Annotated in this window: 14 protein-coding genes; 8 read left to right on the plus strand and 6 right to left on the minus strand. The window is 71.5% G+C overall.

Annotated elements, in window-relative coordinates:
• On the minus strand, positions 1-312 hold a 312-nt coding region (locus V7050_RS10260; protein ID WP_442885687.1), incomplete at its 3' end, for a PaaI family thioesterase.
• The gene (locus tag V7050_RS10265) at positions 312-755 is read right to left on the minus strand and encodes a PaaI family thioesterase (RefSeq protein ID WP_324375361.1); all 444 of its coding nucleotides are present in this window, start codon (positions 753-755) and stop codon (positions 312-314) included. The genes V7050_RS10265 and V7050_RS10260, both read right to left, overlap by 1 nt.
• A gap of 271 nt (positions 756-1026) precedes the next feature.
• Here V7050_RS10265 and V7050_RS10270 point away from each other — a divergent pair, with 271 nt between their 5' ends.
• The 7 genes from V7050_RS10270 to V7050_RS10300 all read left to right on the plus strand — a co-directional run bounded on the left by V7050_RS10270 (position 1027) and on the right by V7050_RS10300 (position 8574).
• Entirely contained in the window at positions 1027-2787 is a 1761-nt protein-coding gene (locus tag V7050_RS10270; RefSeq protein ID WP_324369313.1) for an acyl-CoA dehydrogenase C-terminal domain-containing protein, read from the plus strand.
• Positions 2788-2811: 24 nt separating this feature from the next.
• Positions 2812-3444, plus strand: a complete 633-nt coding sequence (locus tag V7050_RS10275) for a glutathione S-transferase family protein (RefSeq protein ID WP_324369315.1) — start codon at positions 2812-2814, stop codon at positions 3442-3444.
• Positions 3445-3456: 12 nt separating this feature from the next.
• Positions 3457-4668, plus strand: coding sequence for an acetyl-CoA C-acetyltransferase (locus tag V7050_RS10280; RefSeq protein ID WP_324369317.1), 1212 nt, complete (start codon positions 3457-3459; stop codon positions 4666-4668).
• Positions 4669-4852: 184 nt separating this feature from the next.
• A complete protein-coding gene (locus V7050_RS10285; protein ID WP_324369319.1) occupies positions 4853-5314 on the plus strand; it encodes a cupin domain-containing protein in 462 nt (153 codons plus the stop codon).
• A gap of 45 nt (positions 5315-5359) precedes the next feature.
• Positions 5360-5830 carry a cupin domain-containing protein gene (locus tag V7050_RS10290; RefSeq protein WP_324369322.1) on the plus strand — a complete coding sequence of 157 codons (471 nt, stop codon included), beginning with the start codon at positions 5360-5362 and terminating at the stop codon, positions 5828-5830.
• Entirely contained in the window at positions 5830-6291 is a 462-nt protein-coding gene (locus tag V7050_RS10295) for a cupin domain-containing protein (RefSeq protein WP_324369324.1), read from the plus strand. The genes V7050_RS10290 and V7050_RS10295 overlap by 1 nt, the downstream gene beginning before the upstream one ends.
• An 84-nt stretch (positions 6292-6375) precedes the next feature.
• Positions 6376-8574 (plus strand): 3-hydroxyacyl-CoA dehydrogenase NAD-binding domain-containing protein, encoded by a 2199-nt coding sequence (locus V7050_RS10300; protein ID WP_324369326.1) that lies wholly within the window; start codon positions 6376-6378, stop codon positions 8572-8574.
• 234 nt (positions 8575-8808) lie between these two features.
• Here the strand turns inward: V7050_RS10300 and V7050_RS10305 are convergent, their stop codons facing one another.
• Complete coding sequence (locus tag V7050_RS10305) at positions 8809-9756, minus strand: DMT family transporter (RefSeq protein ID WP_324375363.1); 948 nt, start codon at positions 9754-9756, stop codon at positions 8809-8811.
• A 115-nt stretch (positions 9757-9871) separates the two neighbouring features.
• Between V7050_RS10305 and V7050_RS10310 the strand changes: the two genes are divergently transcribed.
• Complete coding sequence (locus V7050_RS10310; RefSeq protein WP_324375366.1) at positions 9872-10870, plus strand: hypothetical protein; 999 nt, start codon at positions 9872-9874, stop codon at positions 10868-10870.
• 20 nt (positions 10871-10890) lie between these two features.
• Here the strand turns inward: V7050_RS10310 and V7050_RS10315 are convergent, their stop codons facing one another.
• The 3 genes from V7050_RS10315 to proS are packed head-to-tail and all read right to left on the minus strand — an operon-like array spanning position 10891 to position 14232.
• Positions 10891-11571 (minus strand): ABC transporter ATP-binding protein, encoded by a 681-nt coding sequence (locus tag V7050_RS10315; protein ID WP_324370172.1) that lies wholly within the window; start codon positions 11569-11571, stop codon positions 10891-10893.
• Positions 11564-12859: a lipoprotein-releasing ABC transporter permease subunit gene (locus V7050_RS10320; RefSeq protein WP_324410509.1), complete on the minus strand. Its 1296-nt coding sequence runs from the start codon at positions 12857-12859 to the stop codon at positions 11564-11566. Before V7050_RS10320 ends, V7050_RS10315 begins: the two co-directional genes overlap by 8 nt.
• 35 nt (positions 12860-12894) lie before the next feature.
• Positions 12895-14232 (minus strand): proline--tRNA ligase, encoded by a 1338-nt coding sequence (gene proS / locus V7050_RS10325; RefSeq protein ID WP_324410512.1) that lies wholly within the window; start codon positions 14230-14232, stop codon positions 12895-12897.
• Between the last annotated feature and the right edge of the window lie 526 nt (positions 14233-14758).

Consider the following 14758-nt stretch of genomic DNA (forward strand, 5'->3'; position numbering starts at 1 on the left):
GAATTGTCCCGCCTCGATCGCCGCGGCCGGCGGGCCGCCGCCCTCCATGCGCTCCCAGACCAGCGCCCAGGCGAGTTCCATGATCGCCGTGATCTCGAGGAAGGCGCCGATCGCGCCCCCGTGCAGCGCCGGCAGCATGGGATTGCCGATCAGCTTCTCGTCATAGGGCAGCTGTGCGGTCAGCTCGTCGCCGCGGCGGTCGAAGACGACGCCCAGATGCCGGATATAGGGCACCGCCTCGACCATGCGCGCCAGCGCCGCGTCGCGGCGCTGCTTGACCACCTGCACCGGCTCGGGCCGCGGCCGCGCCATCACGCCCGCCCCGTCTCGACGGTGAAGGCGCCACTGGCGGCGGCCACCGGCTCCTCGAGCGATTCCGTGTAGGCGACGGCCCGCACGAAGGCGACCGTGCGGGTGATGCGATAGCATTCCGCCCGGGCGACGAGCCGCTTTCCCGGCGTCGCCGCCCGCATGTAGTCGATGCGCAGGTCGATCGTCGCCGTGCTCGCGGGCGCGGAGGGATGCGCCATCACGCTCGCGCCGCCGCAGGTGTCGAGCAGGGCGGTGACCACGCCGCCGTGCAGCACGCCGGTCTCGGGATCGCCGACGAAGCGCGGATCGTAGTCGAGCGCCATCTCCGCCCAGCCCTCGCCGATGCCGACGATCTCCATCCCGAGGTCGCGCGAATGCGGCAGCGCCCGGACGAACTGCCCGGCGATGCGGGTCTTCTCGATGTCGGCGGCGGAGGGTTCCATGGGCTCCTCGATCGGACCGGCGGATTTGCTCACATTGCCGGAGCAGTTTCAAACGGAAACCGCCGGGCCGCGCGGGGAGGAACGGGTATGCGGCGGGCGCCGCCTTTTCGCCTTGAACCGCGCCGGCCTTCTGCGCATCCTCCCCCTCGGGCCGGAACCCGCGGAGAGCCCAGTTGCGCGATAATCCCATTACGACTATCGATGCGGACCGCCCTTCCGGCGCCGGCAGGCCCGCGCCACATCTCGACACTGCACAGACAGGGGATCCGGCATGTCCGCCTACGACCCGCCGCTTCGCGACCTCGAATTCATCCTCCACGACATGCTCGCCGTACAGGAGAGTCCGGTCCCCGGCTTCGCGGATCTCGACCGCGACTTCACCGCCGCCATCCTCGGCGAGGCCGGCCGCATCGCCCGCGACGTGCTCGCGCCGCTCGCCGCGACCGGCGACCGCGAGGGCTGCCGGCTGGAGAACGGCGTGGTGCGCACCCCCGAGGGCTTCAAGGCGGCCTACGACCTGATCGCCTCGGGAGGCTGGATCGGCCTCGACCTCGATCCCGACTACGGCGGCCAGGGCATGCCGCATGTGCTCAACACCGCCATCGGCGAGATGCATGCCGGTGCGAACATGGCGCTCAACATGTACTGGGGCCTGAGCCACGGCGCCTATAACGCCATCCACGCCCATGGCTCCGACGAGCAGAAGCGGACCTACCTGCCGAAGCTGGTCGCGGGGACATGGAGCGGGACCATGAACCTCACCGAGCCGCATTGCGGCACCGATCTCGGCCTGCTGCGAACCCGCGCCGAGCCCCGGGACGATGGCAGCTACGCGGTGACGGGACAAAAGATCTTCATCTCCGCCGGCGAGCACGACCTGAGCGAGAACATCATCCATCTCGTGCTGGCCAGGATCCCCGGCGGACCTTCGGGCGTCAAGGGAATCTCGCTCTTCATCGTGCCGAAATTCCTCGTGAAACCCGACGGCGGCTTGGGCGAGCGCAACGCGCTCTCCTGCGGCAAGCTCGAGGAGAAGATGGGCATTCACGGCAATGCCACCTGCGTGATGAACTACGACGGCGCCACGGGATTTCTCGTCGGCGCGGCCCATGACGGCCTGCGCGCCATGTTCACCATGATGAACGAGGCGCGCCTCTCGGTCGGCGTGCAGGGCCTCGCCCAGGCCGCCGCCGCCTACCAGGCCGCCGCCGCCTACGCCCGCGAGCGGCTCCAGGGCCGCGCCGTCACCGGCCCGGCCAACCCCGAGGGCCCGGCCGATCCGCTGATCGTGCATCCCGACATCCGCCGGGCGCTGATGGACCAGCGCGCCTTCGTCGAGGGCGGCCGCGCCTTCATCCTCTGGGCCGCGAGCCTGATCGACGCCTCCGCCCGCTGCGGCGACGCGGATGCCGAGGGGCTGGTGTCGCTGCTCACCCCGGTCATCAAGGGCTTCCTCACCGACCAGGGCTTCGCCAGCGCGGTCCAGGCGCAGCAGGTCTTCGGCGGCCACGGCTATACCGAGGACTGGCCCATGAGCCGCTTCGCGCGCGACGCGCGCATCACCATGATCTACGAGGGTGCGAACGGCATCCAGGCGCTCGACCTCGTCGGCCGCAAGCTCGCCCAGGACGGCGGCAGGCACGCCATGGCCTTCTTCGCGCTGGTGAAGGATTTCATCAAGGCCAACGAATCTGACGCGACCCTGAAGGCCGACTTCCTCGACCCGCTGAAGGCGGCGTCCAAGGACCTGCAGGCGGCGGCGACCTTCTTCGTCGAGACCGGCATGAAGAACCCCGACGCGGCGCTCGCCGGCTCCACCGACTTCCTGCATCTCTTCGGCCATGTCTGCCTGGGGCTGATGTGGGCGCGCATGGCCCGGGCGGCGCTCGCCGGCGACGAGGATTTCCACCGCGCCAAGCTCGCCACCGGGCGCTACTACATGATCCGCCTCCTGCCCGCGACCGCGCTCCACCTCGCGCGCATCCGCTCGGGCGCCGAGCCGGTGATGGCGCTTCCCTCCGAGGCGTTCTAAGCTCCGCCGCGGGAGGGAGGGCACATGACCGCAAGGCTCCACTGCTTCGGCGAGAGCGGCAATTGCTACAAGGCCGCGCTCACCCTGGAGCTCGCCGGCTACCCCTGGGAGCCGGTCTGGCTCGATTTCTTCCACGGCGGCGCCCGCAGGCCGGAGTTCCTCGCCCTCAACGAGATGGGCGAGGCCCCGGTCTTCGTCGAGGACGGAACCGTGCTCACCCAGTCCTGCGTCATCCAGCTCCATGTGGCCGAGAGCACCGGAAGCTTCCTGCCCCCGCCCGAGCTGCGCCCCGATATGCTGCGCTGGATGTTCTGGGACGGCCAGAAGGGCTCCGGCCAGCAGGGCGCCCTGCGCTTCCTGATGAACTTCCTCCCCGCCGACCGGCGCCTCCCCGCGGCCGAGACCTGGCTCGCCAACCGGGTCGGGGCGGCGCTCGGCACGCTCGAGCGCCACCTCGCCGGTCGGGAGTGGATGGTGGGCGAGGCCCCGAGCCTTGCCGACCTCGCCTGCTGCGGCTATCTCTTCTACCCCGAGCCCTTCGGCTTCGACCGCAAGGCGCTGCCGGCGATCGACGCCTGGCTCGACCGCATCGCCGCCCTGCCGGGCTGGAAGCCCCCCTACGCGCTGATGCCCGGAAACCCCGCCGACCGCGCCTGACGGAGACATCGGATGACCGACGCCTATATCTTCGACGCGATCCGCACCCCGCGCGGCAAGGGCCGCCCCGACGGCGCCCTGCACGAGGTCACCGCGCTGCGGCTCTCCGCACTCACCCTCGACACGCTCCAGGCGCGCAACGGCCTGCCGGAGAACGCCGTCGAGGACGTAATCTGGGGCAATGCCACCCAGGTCGGCGAGCAGGGCGGCTGCCTCGCCCGCTCCGCCGTGCTCGCCTCCGGCATCGGCGAGCGCGTGCCCGGCCTCTCCATCAACCGCTTCTGCGCCTCGGGCCTCGAGGCGGTGAACCTCGCCGCCAACCAGGTCCGCGCCGGCGCCGGGGCGGGCTATGTCGCCGGCGGCGTCGAGATGATGAGCCGCGTGCCCATGGGCTCGGACGGCGCCGCGATCGCCGTCGATCCCTCGCTCGCCTTCCGGACCTATTTCGTGCCCCAGGGCATCTCGGCCGACATCATCGCCACCGAATACGGCTTCTCCCGCGACGATTGCGACGCCTTCGCCGTTGAGAGCCAGCGCCGGGCGGCGCAGGCCTGGGCCGAGGGCCGCTTCGCCCGCTCCATCGTCCCCGTCCGCGACCGGAACGGCCTGGCGATCCTGGAGACCGACGAGCACATGCGCCCCGGCACCGACATGCAATCGCTCGGCGCGCTCAAGCCCGCCTTCAAGGATCTGGGCGAGACCATGCCTGGCTTCGACGCTGTGGCGATCCTGAAATACCCGCATCTGGAGCGCATCGCCCATGTTCACCACGCCGGCAATTCCTCCGGCATCGTCGACGGCGCCGCGGCGCTCCTGATCGGCTCGAAGGATTTCGGCGCCGCCCATGGCCTCACCCCCCGCGCCCGCATCCGCGCCACTGCCAAGATCGGCACCGATCCCACGATCATGCTCACCGGCCCGGTCCCGGTCACCGAAAAGATCCTCGCCGCGGCCGGCATGGAAATCGGCGACATCGACCTCTTCGAGGTCAACGAGGCCTTCTCCGCCGTGGTGCTGCGCTTCCTGCAGGCCTTCGACGCCGACCCCGCCCGCCTCAACGTCAACGGCGGCGCCATCGCCATGGGCCACCCGCTCGGCGCCACCGGCGCGATGATCCTCGGCACCGCCCTCGACGAGCTGGAGCGCTCGGGCCAGGGCACGGCGCTCGCCACGCTCTGCGTCGCCTCCGGCATGGGGGCCGCCACCATCATCGAGCGCGTCTGATGGAGCGCGCCGCCGCCCTCCCCCGCCGCCGGGCGTCAAGAACGGACCCGGGGCTTCATACGGCCTTGAAACCTGGAGAGCAGTCGTTTCGCGCCAACAGGCGCGAAACCGGCAAACAATGCTCGCGCGCATTGCGCGCACCGAATGGCCGCAACGGCGGCCCCCGACGGGGAGGCCCGCGCTGATGCCGAAGATCGCCCGCCCGCCCTTCGCCCGCCGCCACGTGATCCATCCTTTCACCGGCGAGGATCTCGGCGAGTACAGCAACGCCAACCTCGGCGACGCCGCCGGGCTGACGCAGTTCGGCGCGCATCTGGAGATCCTGCATCCCGGCGGCAAGACCTCCATGCGCCACTGGCACGAGACCGAGGACGAATTCGTCTACGTGATCGAGGGCAGTCTTACCCTGGTCGAGGACATCGGCGAGACCCCACTCGCGGCCGGCGATGCCGCCGCCTGGGCCGCCGGCGCGGAGAACGCGCATCGCCTGGAGAATCGCGGCACCGCGGACGCCACCTATCTGGTCGTCGGCACGCGCAGGGCGCAGGATCGCATCCACTATCCCGAGCACGACCTGATCGTGACCCATGACGGCCCGCGCCGGATCTACGCCCGGACCGACGGCACGATCCTCAAGGAGACCTGAGATGCGCCAATCCCGCGGCCCGGCCGCCGCAACCGCGAGCGCGTGATGCCCAAGATCGACATGGACGCGGTCCCGCTCCGAACCGGCTCGATCTACCCCGAGCCCTATGCCGCGCAGATGGCGGGGCGCTCCTCGCTGCGCCTCGGCGACGCCGGCGGGCTGACGCAGTTCGGCGCCAATCTGGTGATCCTGGCACCCGGCGCGCGCTCCTCGCTGCGGCACTGGCACCGGCACGAGGACGAATTCGTCATGGTCACCGAAGGCGAGCTGATCCTGGTCCAGGACGAGGGCGAAACGCTCATGCGCCCCGGCGACTGCGCCGCCTTTCCCGCGGGCGATCCGAACGGGCACCAGTTCCTGAACCGGACCGATCGGGAGGCGCGCTTCCTCGTCGTCGGAACCCGCGCGCCGCGCGAGGTGGCGACCTATTCCGACGTCGATCTCGTGGTCGAGGTCGAGGCCGGCAAGGCACGCTTCACCTATCGCGACGGCACGCCCTTCGCGGGGCCGCGCTGATGCCCCGGATCGACATCGCCACGGCCCCAGTGACCCGCGGATCCGACTACCCCGCGCCGCTCGCCCGCGACTTCGCCGACCGCTGCCGGCTCCGCCTCGGCGATGCCGCCGGGCTCACCCAGTTCGGTGTCAACCTGACGACGCTGCCGCCGGGCGCGATCTCCTCGCTGCGCCACTGGCACGAGGTCGAGGAGGAGATGGTGCTCGTGCTCGCGGGCCGTCTGACCCTGATCGAGGACCGCGGCGAGGCGGAGCTCGGGCCGGGCGAATCCGCCGGCTTCCCCGCCGCCAGCGGCGAGGGCCATCACTTCCTGAACCGCGGGCCCGCCCCGGCGGTCTATCTCGAGATCGGCACCCGCACCGCGGCCGACCGCTGCCACTACAGCGACGTGGACCTGATCGCCATCGACGACGAGCACGGCACCCGCTACACCCGCCGCGATGGCGACCCCTATGAATAATAACGCAAAATCAGCGACTTGCACAGCGTCCCACTGCGGGACGCCCGCCGGGCCGGCCCGGCCGGCAGATCGAGGAGTCCCGGGATGACGATCTTTTCTTCTGAGACCGACGCCGACGGCATCGCCACCATCACCTGGGACCTGCCCGACCGCTCGATGAACGTGCTGACCGAAGAGGGCATCGCCGAGCTCGAGGCCGCCTTCGACGCCGCCCTCGCCGATCCCGCCGTCCGGGGCATCGTGCTCACCTCCGGCAAGGCCGATTTCGCCGGCGGCATGGATCTGGGCCTGCTCGCGACGATGAAGACCCGCGCCGGCGACGACCCCGCACGCGGCCTCTTCGAGGGCACGATGGCGATGCACCGGCTCCTGCGCCGGATCGAGCGCGCCGGCATGGACCCCAAGACCCACAAGGGCGGCAGGCCGGTCGCCTGGGCCTCCCCCGGCATCTCGGCGGGCATCGGCACCGAGATCGGCCTCGCCTGCCACCGCCGCTTTCTCGCCGACGATCCCCGGGCCCGCGTCGGCCTGCCCGAGATCCTCGTCGGCCTCTTTCCCGGCGCCGGCGGCACCACCCGGCTCACCCGCATGGTCGGCGTCATGGCCGCCGCCCCGATCCTGCTCGAAGGCAGGATGCTCGACGCCCGGGCCGCCAAATCCGCCGGGCTGATCGACGAGGTCGTGCCCGCCCGCGACCTGATCCAGAACGCCAAGGACTGGGTGCTCGCCGCGCAAGCCCCCGACCTCGTCAAGCCCTGGGACGCCAAGGGCTACAGAATGCCCGGCGGCGCACCCTACCACCCCGCCGGCTTCATGACCTTCGTTGGCGCCTCCGCCATGGTCCACGGACGCACGCAAGGCGTCTATCCCGCCGCCCGGGCGATGCTCAGCGCCATCTACGAGGGCGCGCTGGTGCCCTTCGACACGGCGCTGACGATCGAGGCGCGCTGGTTTACGAGCGTGCTGATGAATCCCTCCTCCGAGGCGATGATCCGCTCGCTCTTCCTCAACAAGCAGGCGCTGGAGAAGGGCGCCCTGCGCCCGGCCGCACCCGACCAGAAGGTCGCCAAGCTCGGGGTGATCGGCGCCGGCATGATGGGCGCGGGCATCGCCCATGTCGCGGCCCTGGCCGGGATCGAGGTGGTGCTGGTCGACCGCGACCAGGAGGCCGCCGACCGCGGCCGCGCCCATGCCGAGGGCCTGCTCGACGAGGCGGTGAAGCGCAAGAAGACCACGCCCGAGCAGCGCGAGGCGGTGCTGGCCCGCATCACCGCCACCCCGGACTACGCGGCACTCGCCGGCTGCGACCTCGCCATCGAGGCGGTCTTCGAGGATCCGGCCGTCAAGGCCGAGGCGACCGCCCGCGCTGAGGCGCACCTGCCCGAGGACGCGATCTTCGCCACCAATACCTCGACCCTGCCGATCGGCGAGCTCGCCCGCGCGAGCCGCGATCCGGCGAATTTCATCGGCATCCATTTCTTCTCGCCGGTGCACAAGATGGCGCTGGTCGAGATCATCCGCGGGAACGGGACCGGCGACCGCGCCGTGGCCAAGGCGCTCGATTTCGTGCGCCAGATCCGCAAGACCCCGATCGTGGTCAACGACGCCCGCTTCTTCTACGCCAACCGCTGCATCATCCCCTACATCAACGAAGGCGTGCGCATGCTGGCCGAGGGCGTCGAGCCGGCGCTGATCGAGAACGCCGCGCGCCAGCTCGGCTTCCCGCTCGGCCCGCTCCAGCTCGTCGACGAGACCTCGATCGACCTCGGCGTGAAGATCGCGAAGGCGACCCGGGCCGCCATGGGCGACGCCTATCCCGAGAGCCCCGCCGACGGCGTGCTCTTCAAGCTCGCCGAGCTCGGCCGTCTGGGACGCAAGGCCGGGGCCGGCTTCTACGCCTATGACGAGAAGGGCAAGCGCGAGGGGCTCTGGTCCGCGCTGCGCGACCTCTGGCCGCCGCGCGCCGACCAGCCCGCCCTTGCGGAGGTCCAGCACCGCCTCGCGATGATCCAGACGCTCGAAGCGGTGCGCGCGCTCGTGCAGGGCGTGCTCACCGACATCCGCGAGGGCGACGTCGGCGCCATCCTCGGCTGGGGCTTCATGCCCTGGTCGGGCGGGCCGTTCTCCTGGCTCGACTTGCTCGGCGCCGCCCGGGCGGTGGAGATCTGCGACGGGCTCGCCGCGGGCCAGGGCTCGCGCTTCGAGCCGCCGGCGCTCCTGCGCGAGATGGCCGCGAGCGGCGAGACCTTCTACGGCCGCTTCCGGCCCGCCGAAGCCGCCTGAGCGCGCGCCCCGCCGTCAACTTTCACCCCGCCCCGGCGCCCGTCCCCAAAGATGACGCCGCCTTCTCCCGCGGATTTGGCGCGAGGCGGTGCCTCGCCTTTGCCGGTTCGGAATATCCTCGGGCCGATCGATTCGGCAGAATGTCGTATGACGCCGCGCGGGGCGCGGCCTCTTCCATCTTCCGACACTCGTTCCTTTTGCAACAGCGCCGCTCAGGCGGAAGGGCCGTCGCTCTCAGAGCCGCGCGGCACTGGTGCCCGGCGCCGCCGAAAGCGCGATCATGAGGCCCGACCCGACGATCAGCGCGATGCCGAGATAGCCGAGCGCATCCAGCGTCTCGCCCCAGATCGCCCAGGCCCAGAAGCTCGCCGTGGCCAGGAAGAAATACTCGAAGACCGTCAGGTAGCTGGTCTCCCCCGACTGGTAGCCCCAGGCGATGCATCCCACCGCGAGCAGCGACCCCACCGCCTGAAGGACGATTACGAGCAGCGCCGGTCCCGAAAGCGGCCCCCAGGGCCGCACCAGGAAATCCGCCGCGCTCGGCGCGCCCTCGGCGGCGGGCAGCCCCGCGACGGCGAGGCTGCCCACGACGCCCGCAAGCCCGAGGATGAGGAAGAAGGAGAGCAGGAGTGCTGCCACCGGCTCCTCGGCGCACCATTCCCGGGTCAGCAGGTTCGACAGCCCGTAGAGGGCCCCCGCCGCCACCGGCACGAAGGTCGCGAGGTCGAGGCTCGCCGGATCGGGCCGCAGCATCACCAGGATGCCGAGGAAGCCGATCCCCGCCGCGGCCAGCCGACGCGGCCCGATCCGATGGCCGAAGAAGACCGCCGCGAAAAGCAGCACGAAGATCGGCGCGGTGAAGAGCCCCGCCGCCACCTGCGCGATCGGCATGAAGGCGAGCGCCCCGAAATAGATCAGCATCGAGGCCGCCTGAACCCCGCCGCGCACCGCCACCGCCTTCCAGCGCCGCGGCCAGAGCCGCATGCCGAGGAGCAGGGCCGCCACGACCATCAGCGGCACCGCCAGGGCGCTGCGCAACGCATGGAACTGCCAGAGCCCGCTCTCCGCGGCGATGACGCGCACGAAATTGTCGGTGAACCCCAGGAGCACCATGCCGAAGAGGATCGAGGCCGCGCCGCGCGCGGTCGGAGTGGAGAGAATCCGGGGGAGCGGTCGCGCCATGCCGCGACAGAAGCGCGCCGCGGCTCGACTGTCCAGAGCGGCGGCGCGCGCCGGCATGACAATCGCCGGCGCCGGCTTTAGAGCAGGACCACAACCTGCCAGATCCGGAGGCCCCGTGCCGCTGCCCAGGACCGCGCTCGACCGATACCTCCGCCTCGAGGCGACCGGATTCTGGCGCGAGGCGCCGGGCGCGCAGCCCCGCGAGGTCATCGTCTCCTTCGGCCGCACCACGCTGCTGCTCAGCGATCTCGAGGAACGCCCGCTCGCCCATTGGGCGCTCGCCGGGACCCAGGCGATCGGCTCGCGGGACGGCGCCACGATCTTCGCCACCGGGCCGGAGACCGGCGAGACGCTGGCGATCCGCGACCGCGACATGATCGAGGCCATCGCGGCGGTCTCCCGCGCCGCCGAGCGCGCCCGGCCGCGCGCGGCACCGCCCCGGCCGCGTCCGGTGCTCGGGCCGCTGCTTGCCCTCGCCGCGCTGGTCATGCTCGTCCTCTACGGGCCCGGGCTGATCCGCGACCAGGCCCGGCGCATGGTCCCGCCGGAACTGGCCGAAGAGATCGGCGAGCACATGCTGATCGGCCTGATGGAGCAGGGCGGCGAGCTCTGCGCCGCGCCGGAGGGCCATCGCGCCCTCGGCCGGATCGCCGAGCGCCTCGCCCCGGCGCCCGGGCCGCGCATCGCCGTGCTCGATCTCGGCGACGCGCCCGCGGCCGCGCTGCCGGGCGATCTCCTGCTGATCGGCCGCGGAACCATCGCCGAGGCTCCCTCGCCCGAGGTGATCGCCGGCTGGATCGCGCTCGCCGCGGGCCGGGCGCCGCTCGACACGCTGATGCGGCGCGCCGGGCTCTTCGGCGATCTCGCCTTCGTGGTGACCGGCCGCCTCGGCGAGGCCGCCCTCGGCCGGGCCGCCGCGGAAGCGCTCCGCCCGCCGGCGCCGGAGGAGGTCGCCGCGGCGATGCGGCGGCTCCAGGACGCCGGCATCGACCCGCTGCCCTTCGGCGTCGCGGCGGGCGGGATCGACTCCGCCGCCGTCCCGCCCCCCGGCGCCGGAGCAGAGCCCTTGCTCGATGCCGGGGGCTGGGCCGCGGTGAAAGGCATCTGCGGATGATCGTCCGACGCCCGGGCCAGCTATCCCTCCACGACGCGGCCCGCCTCCAGCCGGAGGCGCCGGTCCATCTGAGCGGCGAGCTCCAGGTTATGCGTGGCGATCAGCGCCGCGAGCCCGGTCTCGCGCACCAGCGCCATCAGCATCGCGAAGACCGAAGCCGAGGTCTCCGGGTCGAGATTGCCCGTCGGCTCGTCGGCGAGCAGCAGCCGCGGCCGGTTGGCGAGCGCGCGCGCCAGGGCGACCCGCTGCTGCTCGCCGCCCGAGAGCTCCGCCGGCCGGTGGCCGAGCCGCGCGCCGAGCCCGACCGCCTCGAGCAACGCGCTCCCGCGCGCCTCCGCCTCAGCGCGCCCCCGCCCCGCCGCGCGCTGCGGCAGGGCGACGTTCTCGAGCGCGGTGAATTCCGGCAGCAGGTGGTGGAACTGATAGACGAAGCCGATGGTGTCGCGCCGCGCCCGCGTGCGCGCCCGCTCGTCCCGGCCCGCGACCGCCATGCCGGCGATGCGCACCTCGCCCGCGCTCGGCGCTTCGAGCAGACCGGCGATATGCAAAAGCGTCGACTTGCCCGCCCCCGAGGGCGCGACCAGCGCCGCCACCTCGCCCGCGGCCAGGGTCAGCGAGGCGCCCGCCAGCACCTCGACCGCCGCGGGGGCGCCGGCATTATAGACCTTGACCACGCCCTCGAGCCCCAGCGCCTCACTCATGGCGCAGGGCCTCGACCGGATCGAGCCGGGCGGCGCTCCGCGCCGGCCAGATGGTGATGAGGAAGGAGAGCCCCAGCGCCATGCCCGCCACCGCCGCCACGTCGCCGGGCCGGAGCCGCGCCGGGATCTCGGTGAGATAGCGGATCTCGGGATTCCACACCGAACCGCCGGAGATCCATTCCACCACCGCCTGGATGTCCTTGATGTAGAAGGCGAAGAGACAGCCGAGGATCACCCCGGCCACCGTGCCCGCCACCCCGATCAGCGCGCCGCAGAGAAAGAAGATGCGCATGATTGCGCCTTCGGTCAGCCCCATGGTGCGCAGGATGCCGATGTCCCGGCCCTTGTTCTTCACCAGCATCACCAGCCCGGAGATGATGTTGAGCGCGGCGATCAGCACCACCAGGCTGAGGATGATGAACATCACCCGCCGCTCCACGTCGAGGGCGGACAGAAAGGCGCCCGAGGCGTCGCGCCAGGTCCAGACCAGCCCGCGCGGCCCCGCCGCCGCACCCAGTGCGGGCGCGAGCTCGTCGGCGCGCGAGGGCTCGGCCAGCATCACCTCGATTTCGTCCGCCGCGCCCTCGCGGTTGAAGAAGGCCTGCGCCTCGGCGAAGGGCAGATAGGCGCGGGTATTGTCGATGTCGAAGCGTCCGACCCCGAAGACATAGACCACCTCGTAGTCGTTGATCCTCGGCTGGGTGCCGAAGGGCGTGTCCATGCCCTCGGGCGAGACCAGCGTGACCACCTCGCCCACCCCGACCCCGAGCGAGCGCGCCACGCCCGAGCCGATGGCGATGCCCTCGCCGAGCCGGCCGAGATCGCCCGCGGCGGTCTCGGGCTCGGCGATCAGCGGCACCGCGCGCAGATCCTCCAGCCGCGAGCCCAGCACCTCGACGCCGGTCGAGCGTCCCCGCGCCGAGGCCAGCACCTGGCCGCGGATCAGCGGCGCCGCCCGCGTCCCCCCCGGCACCGCCCCGAGCCGCGCCGCGAGGTCGTCGTAATCCCCGATCAGCCGGCTCGGCGCGCCGAATTCATCCGCCTCGGTGGAATAGTAGATCGTGACATGGGCATTGGCGCCGAGGATGCGCGCGGTGAATTCCTCGCGGAAGCCGATCATCACCGCCTGCACGACGATCAGCGTCGCCACCCCCAGCGTCACCCCCAGGAGCGCGTACCAGGCGATCACCGAGATCCCGCCGTCGCGCCGCCGGGCCCGCAGATAGCGCCAGGCGATCGCCCATTCGAAGGCGGCGAAGGCTCGGGGATCTGCGACCGGATCGCTCAAGGCAGTCTCCGTTCCGGATCGGGCGGCGGCGCCGTTCAATGCCCGCGGTAGATCTCGGTGCAGCGCGCCACGGCCTCGGCGGGCGACATCTCCTCGGTCTCGCCGCTCCGCCGCGCGGTGAGCTCGACCTTGCCCGCCGCGAGCCCCCGCGGCCCGACGGTGATGCGCCAGGGCAGGCCGATCAGGTCCATGGTCGCGAATTTCGCCCCCGCCCGCTCGTCGCGATCGTCATAGAGCGGATCGAGTCCCGCCGCGCGCAGCTCGCCGTAGAGCGCCGCGCAGGCCGCGTCCGTCGCGCCGTCGCCCTGGCGCAGGTTCACCAGCCCGACCCGGAACGGCGCCACGCCCTCGGGCCAGACGATGCCGCGATCGTCGTGGCTCGCCTCGATGATCGCGCCCACGAGGCGCGAGACGCCGATGCCGTGCGAGCCCATGTGCACCGGCACCCGCTCGCCCTCCTCGGTCGAGACCAGCGCCTTCAGCGGTTCGGAATACTTGGTGCCGAAATAGAAGATCTGGCCCACCTCGATGCCCCGCCCCTCCACGCGCCGCGCCTCGGGCAGCGCCGCGAAGAGCGCGGGGTCGTGGGTCTCGTCGGTGCGCGCATAGGGCGTGGTCCAGTCGGTGCAGATCGCCGCCACCGCCGCGCGGTCGCCATAGTCGATCGCGCGCTCCCCGAGCGTGAGGTCGGTCACCGCCCGGTCGTAATAGACCCCGCTCTCGCCGGTGGGGGCCAGCACGAGGAACTCGTGGGTATTGTCGCCGCCGATCGGCCCGGAATCCGCGCGCATCGGGATCGCCTTCAGCCCCATGCGCTCATAGGTGCGGATATAGCTGACCATGTGGCGGTTGTAGGCGTGCAGCGCGTCTTCCTTGGTCAGGTCGAAATTGTAGCCGTCCTTCATCAGGAACTCGCGCCCGCGCATCACCCCGAAGCGCGGCCGGATCTCGTCGCGGAACTTCCACTGGATGTGATAGAGCGTCAGCGGCAGCTCCTTGTAGCTCGCCACGCCGGTCCGGAAGATCTCGGTGATCAGCTCCTCGTTGGTCGGCCCGTAGAGCAGCTCGCGGTCGTGCCGGTCGCGGAGGCGCAGCATCTCCTCGCCGTAATCGTCGTAGCGCCCGCTCTCGCGCCAGAGATCGGCCGACTGGATCGTCGGCATCAGCATCGGGATATGGCCCGCGCGCTGCTGCTCCTCGTGCACGATGGTCTCGATGCGCCGCAGCACCCTGTAGCCCAGCGGCAGCCAGGAATAGATGCCCGCGCTCGCCTGCCGGATCATGCCGGCCCTGAGCATCAGCCGGTGGCTGGCGATCTGCGCCTCGGCCGGCGTCTCCTTCAGCACGGGCAGGAAATACTGGGTCAGTCGCATCGGCGGCGGGACTCCCGGGCAGGCCTTGGGTCGCGCCGATGTAGGCGAAGCCGCAGGGGCGCGCAATCCCGCATCCCCGCCCCGTCCGGCAGCCCGAGCCATGCGCTCGGCACAGATTTGCATTGCATCGGTTGCATGAAGCTGATTATATTCGCCAGCCGAACGATGGGCGTCTTCCACGGCGTGTCGCGGCCCTCAACGAGGTCGCGACCCTTTGCTGTGTGAACCGGATGACCCGTTGGCGCTGGCCCAAGTCGGGGGGGAAGAATGGGGCGGCCTGCTGTCTGCAGGCCGCTTTCTTCATTTCCGGGCGGCTCCCGCAGCATGGCCCCCGCCGCGCCTCCGGCAGGTGCGATCCCGTCCCTTCCAGGACGTCCAACCAACGGCCCCTCCTACCGACCGATACTGCAGCCCGAGGCCAATGTTCGGAACAGAGAAAAGGCCGCGCCCCGCGCGGCCCGCACCGCATGTCCCCGGACCGAAAAGGCGAGGCGCCGGTGGCGCCTTGCCCGGTCCGGTCGCCCGG

Source organism: Amaricoccus sp. (assembly GCF_036846665.1).
Lineage (GTDB): Bacteria > Pseudomonadota > Alphaproteobacteria > Rhodobacterales > Rhodobacteraceae > Amaricoccus.

What these genes read in the sequence shown, in the direction of transcription:
- V7050_RS10265 (WP_324375361.1), bottom strand. Translation starts at nt 755, where the DNA reads ATGGAACCCTCCGCCGCCGACATCGAGAAGACCCGCATCGCCGGGCAG.
- V7050_RS10270 (WP_324369313.1), top strand. Translation starts at nt 1,027, where the DNA reads ATGTCCGCCTACGACCCGCCGCTTCGCGACCTCGAATTCATCCTCCAC.
- V7050_RS10275 (WP_324369315.1), top strand. Translation starts at nt 2,812, where the DNA reads ATGACCGCAAGGCTCCACTGCTTCGGCGAGAGCGGCAATTGCTACAAG.
- V7050_RS10280 (WP_324369317.1), top strand. Translation starts at nt 3,457, where the DNA reads ATGACCGACGCCTATATCTTCGACGCGATCCGCACCCCGCGCGGCAAG.
- V7050_RS10285 (WP_324369319.1), top strand. Translation starts at nt 4,853, where the DNA reads ATGCCGAAGATCGCCCGCCCGCCCTTCGCCCGCCGCCACGTGATCCAT.
- V7050_RS10290 (WP_324369322.1), top strand. Translation starts at nt 5,360, where the DNA reads ATGCCCAAGATCGACATGGACGCGGTCCCGCTCCGAACCGGCTCGATC.
- V7050_RS10295 (WP_324369324.1), top strand. Translation starts at nt 5,830, where the DNA reads ATGCCCCGGATCGACATCGCCACGGCCCCAGTGACCCGCGGATCCGAC.
- V7050_RS10300 (WP_324369326.1), top strand. Translation starts at nt 6,376, where the DNA reads ATGACGATCTTTTCTTCTGAGACCGACGCCGACGGCATCGCCACCATC.
- V7050_RS10305 (WP_324375363.1), bottom strand. Translation starts at nt 9,756, where the DNA reads ATGGCGCGACCGCTCCCCCGGATTCTCTCCACTCCGACCGCGCGCGGC.
- V7050_RS10315 (WP_324370172.1), bottom strand. Translation starts at nt 11,571, where the DNA reads ATGAGTGAGGCGCTGGGGCTCGAGGGCGTGGTCAAGGTCTATAATGCC.
- proS (WP_324410512.1), bottom strand. Translation starts at nt 14,232, where the DNA reads ATGCGACTGACCCAGTATTTCCTGCCCGTGCTGAAGGAGACGCCGGCC.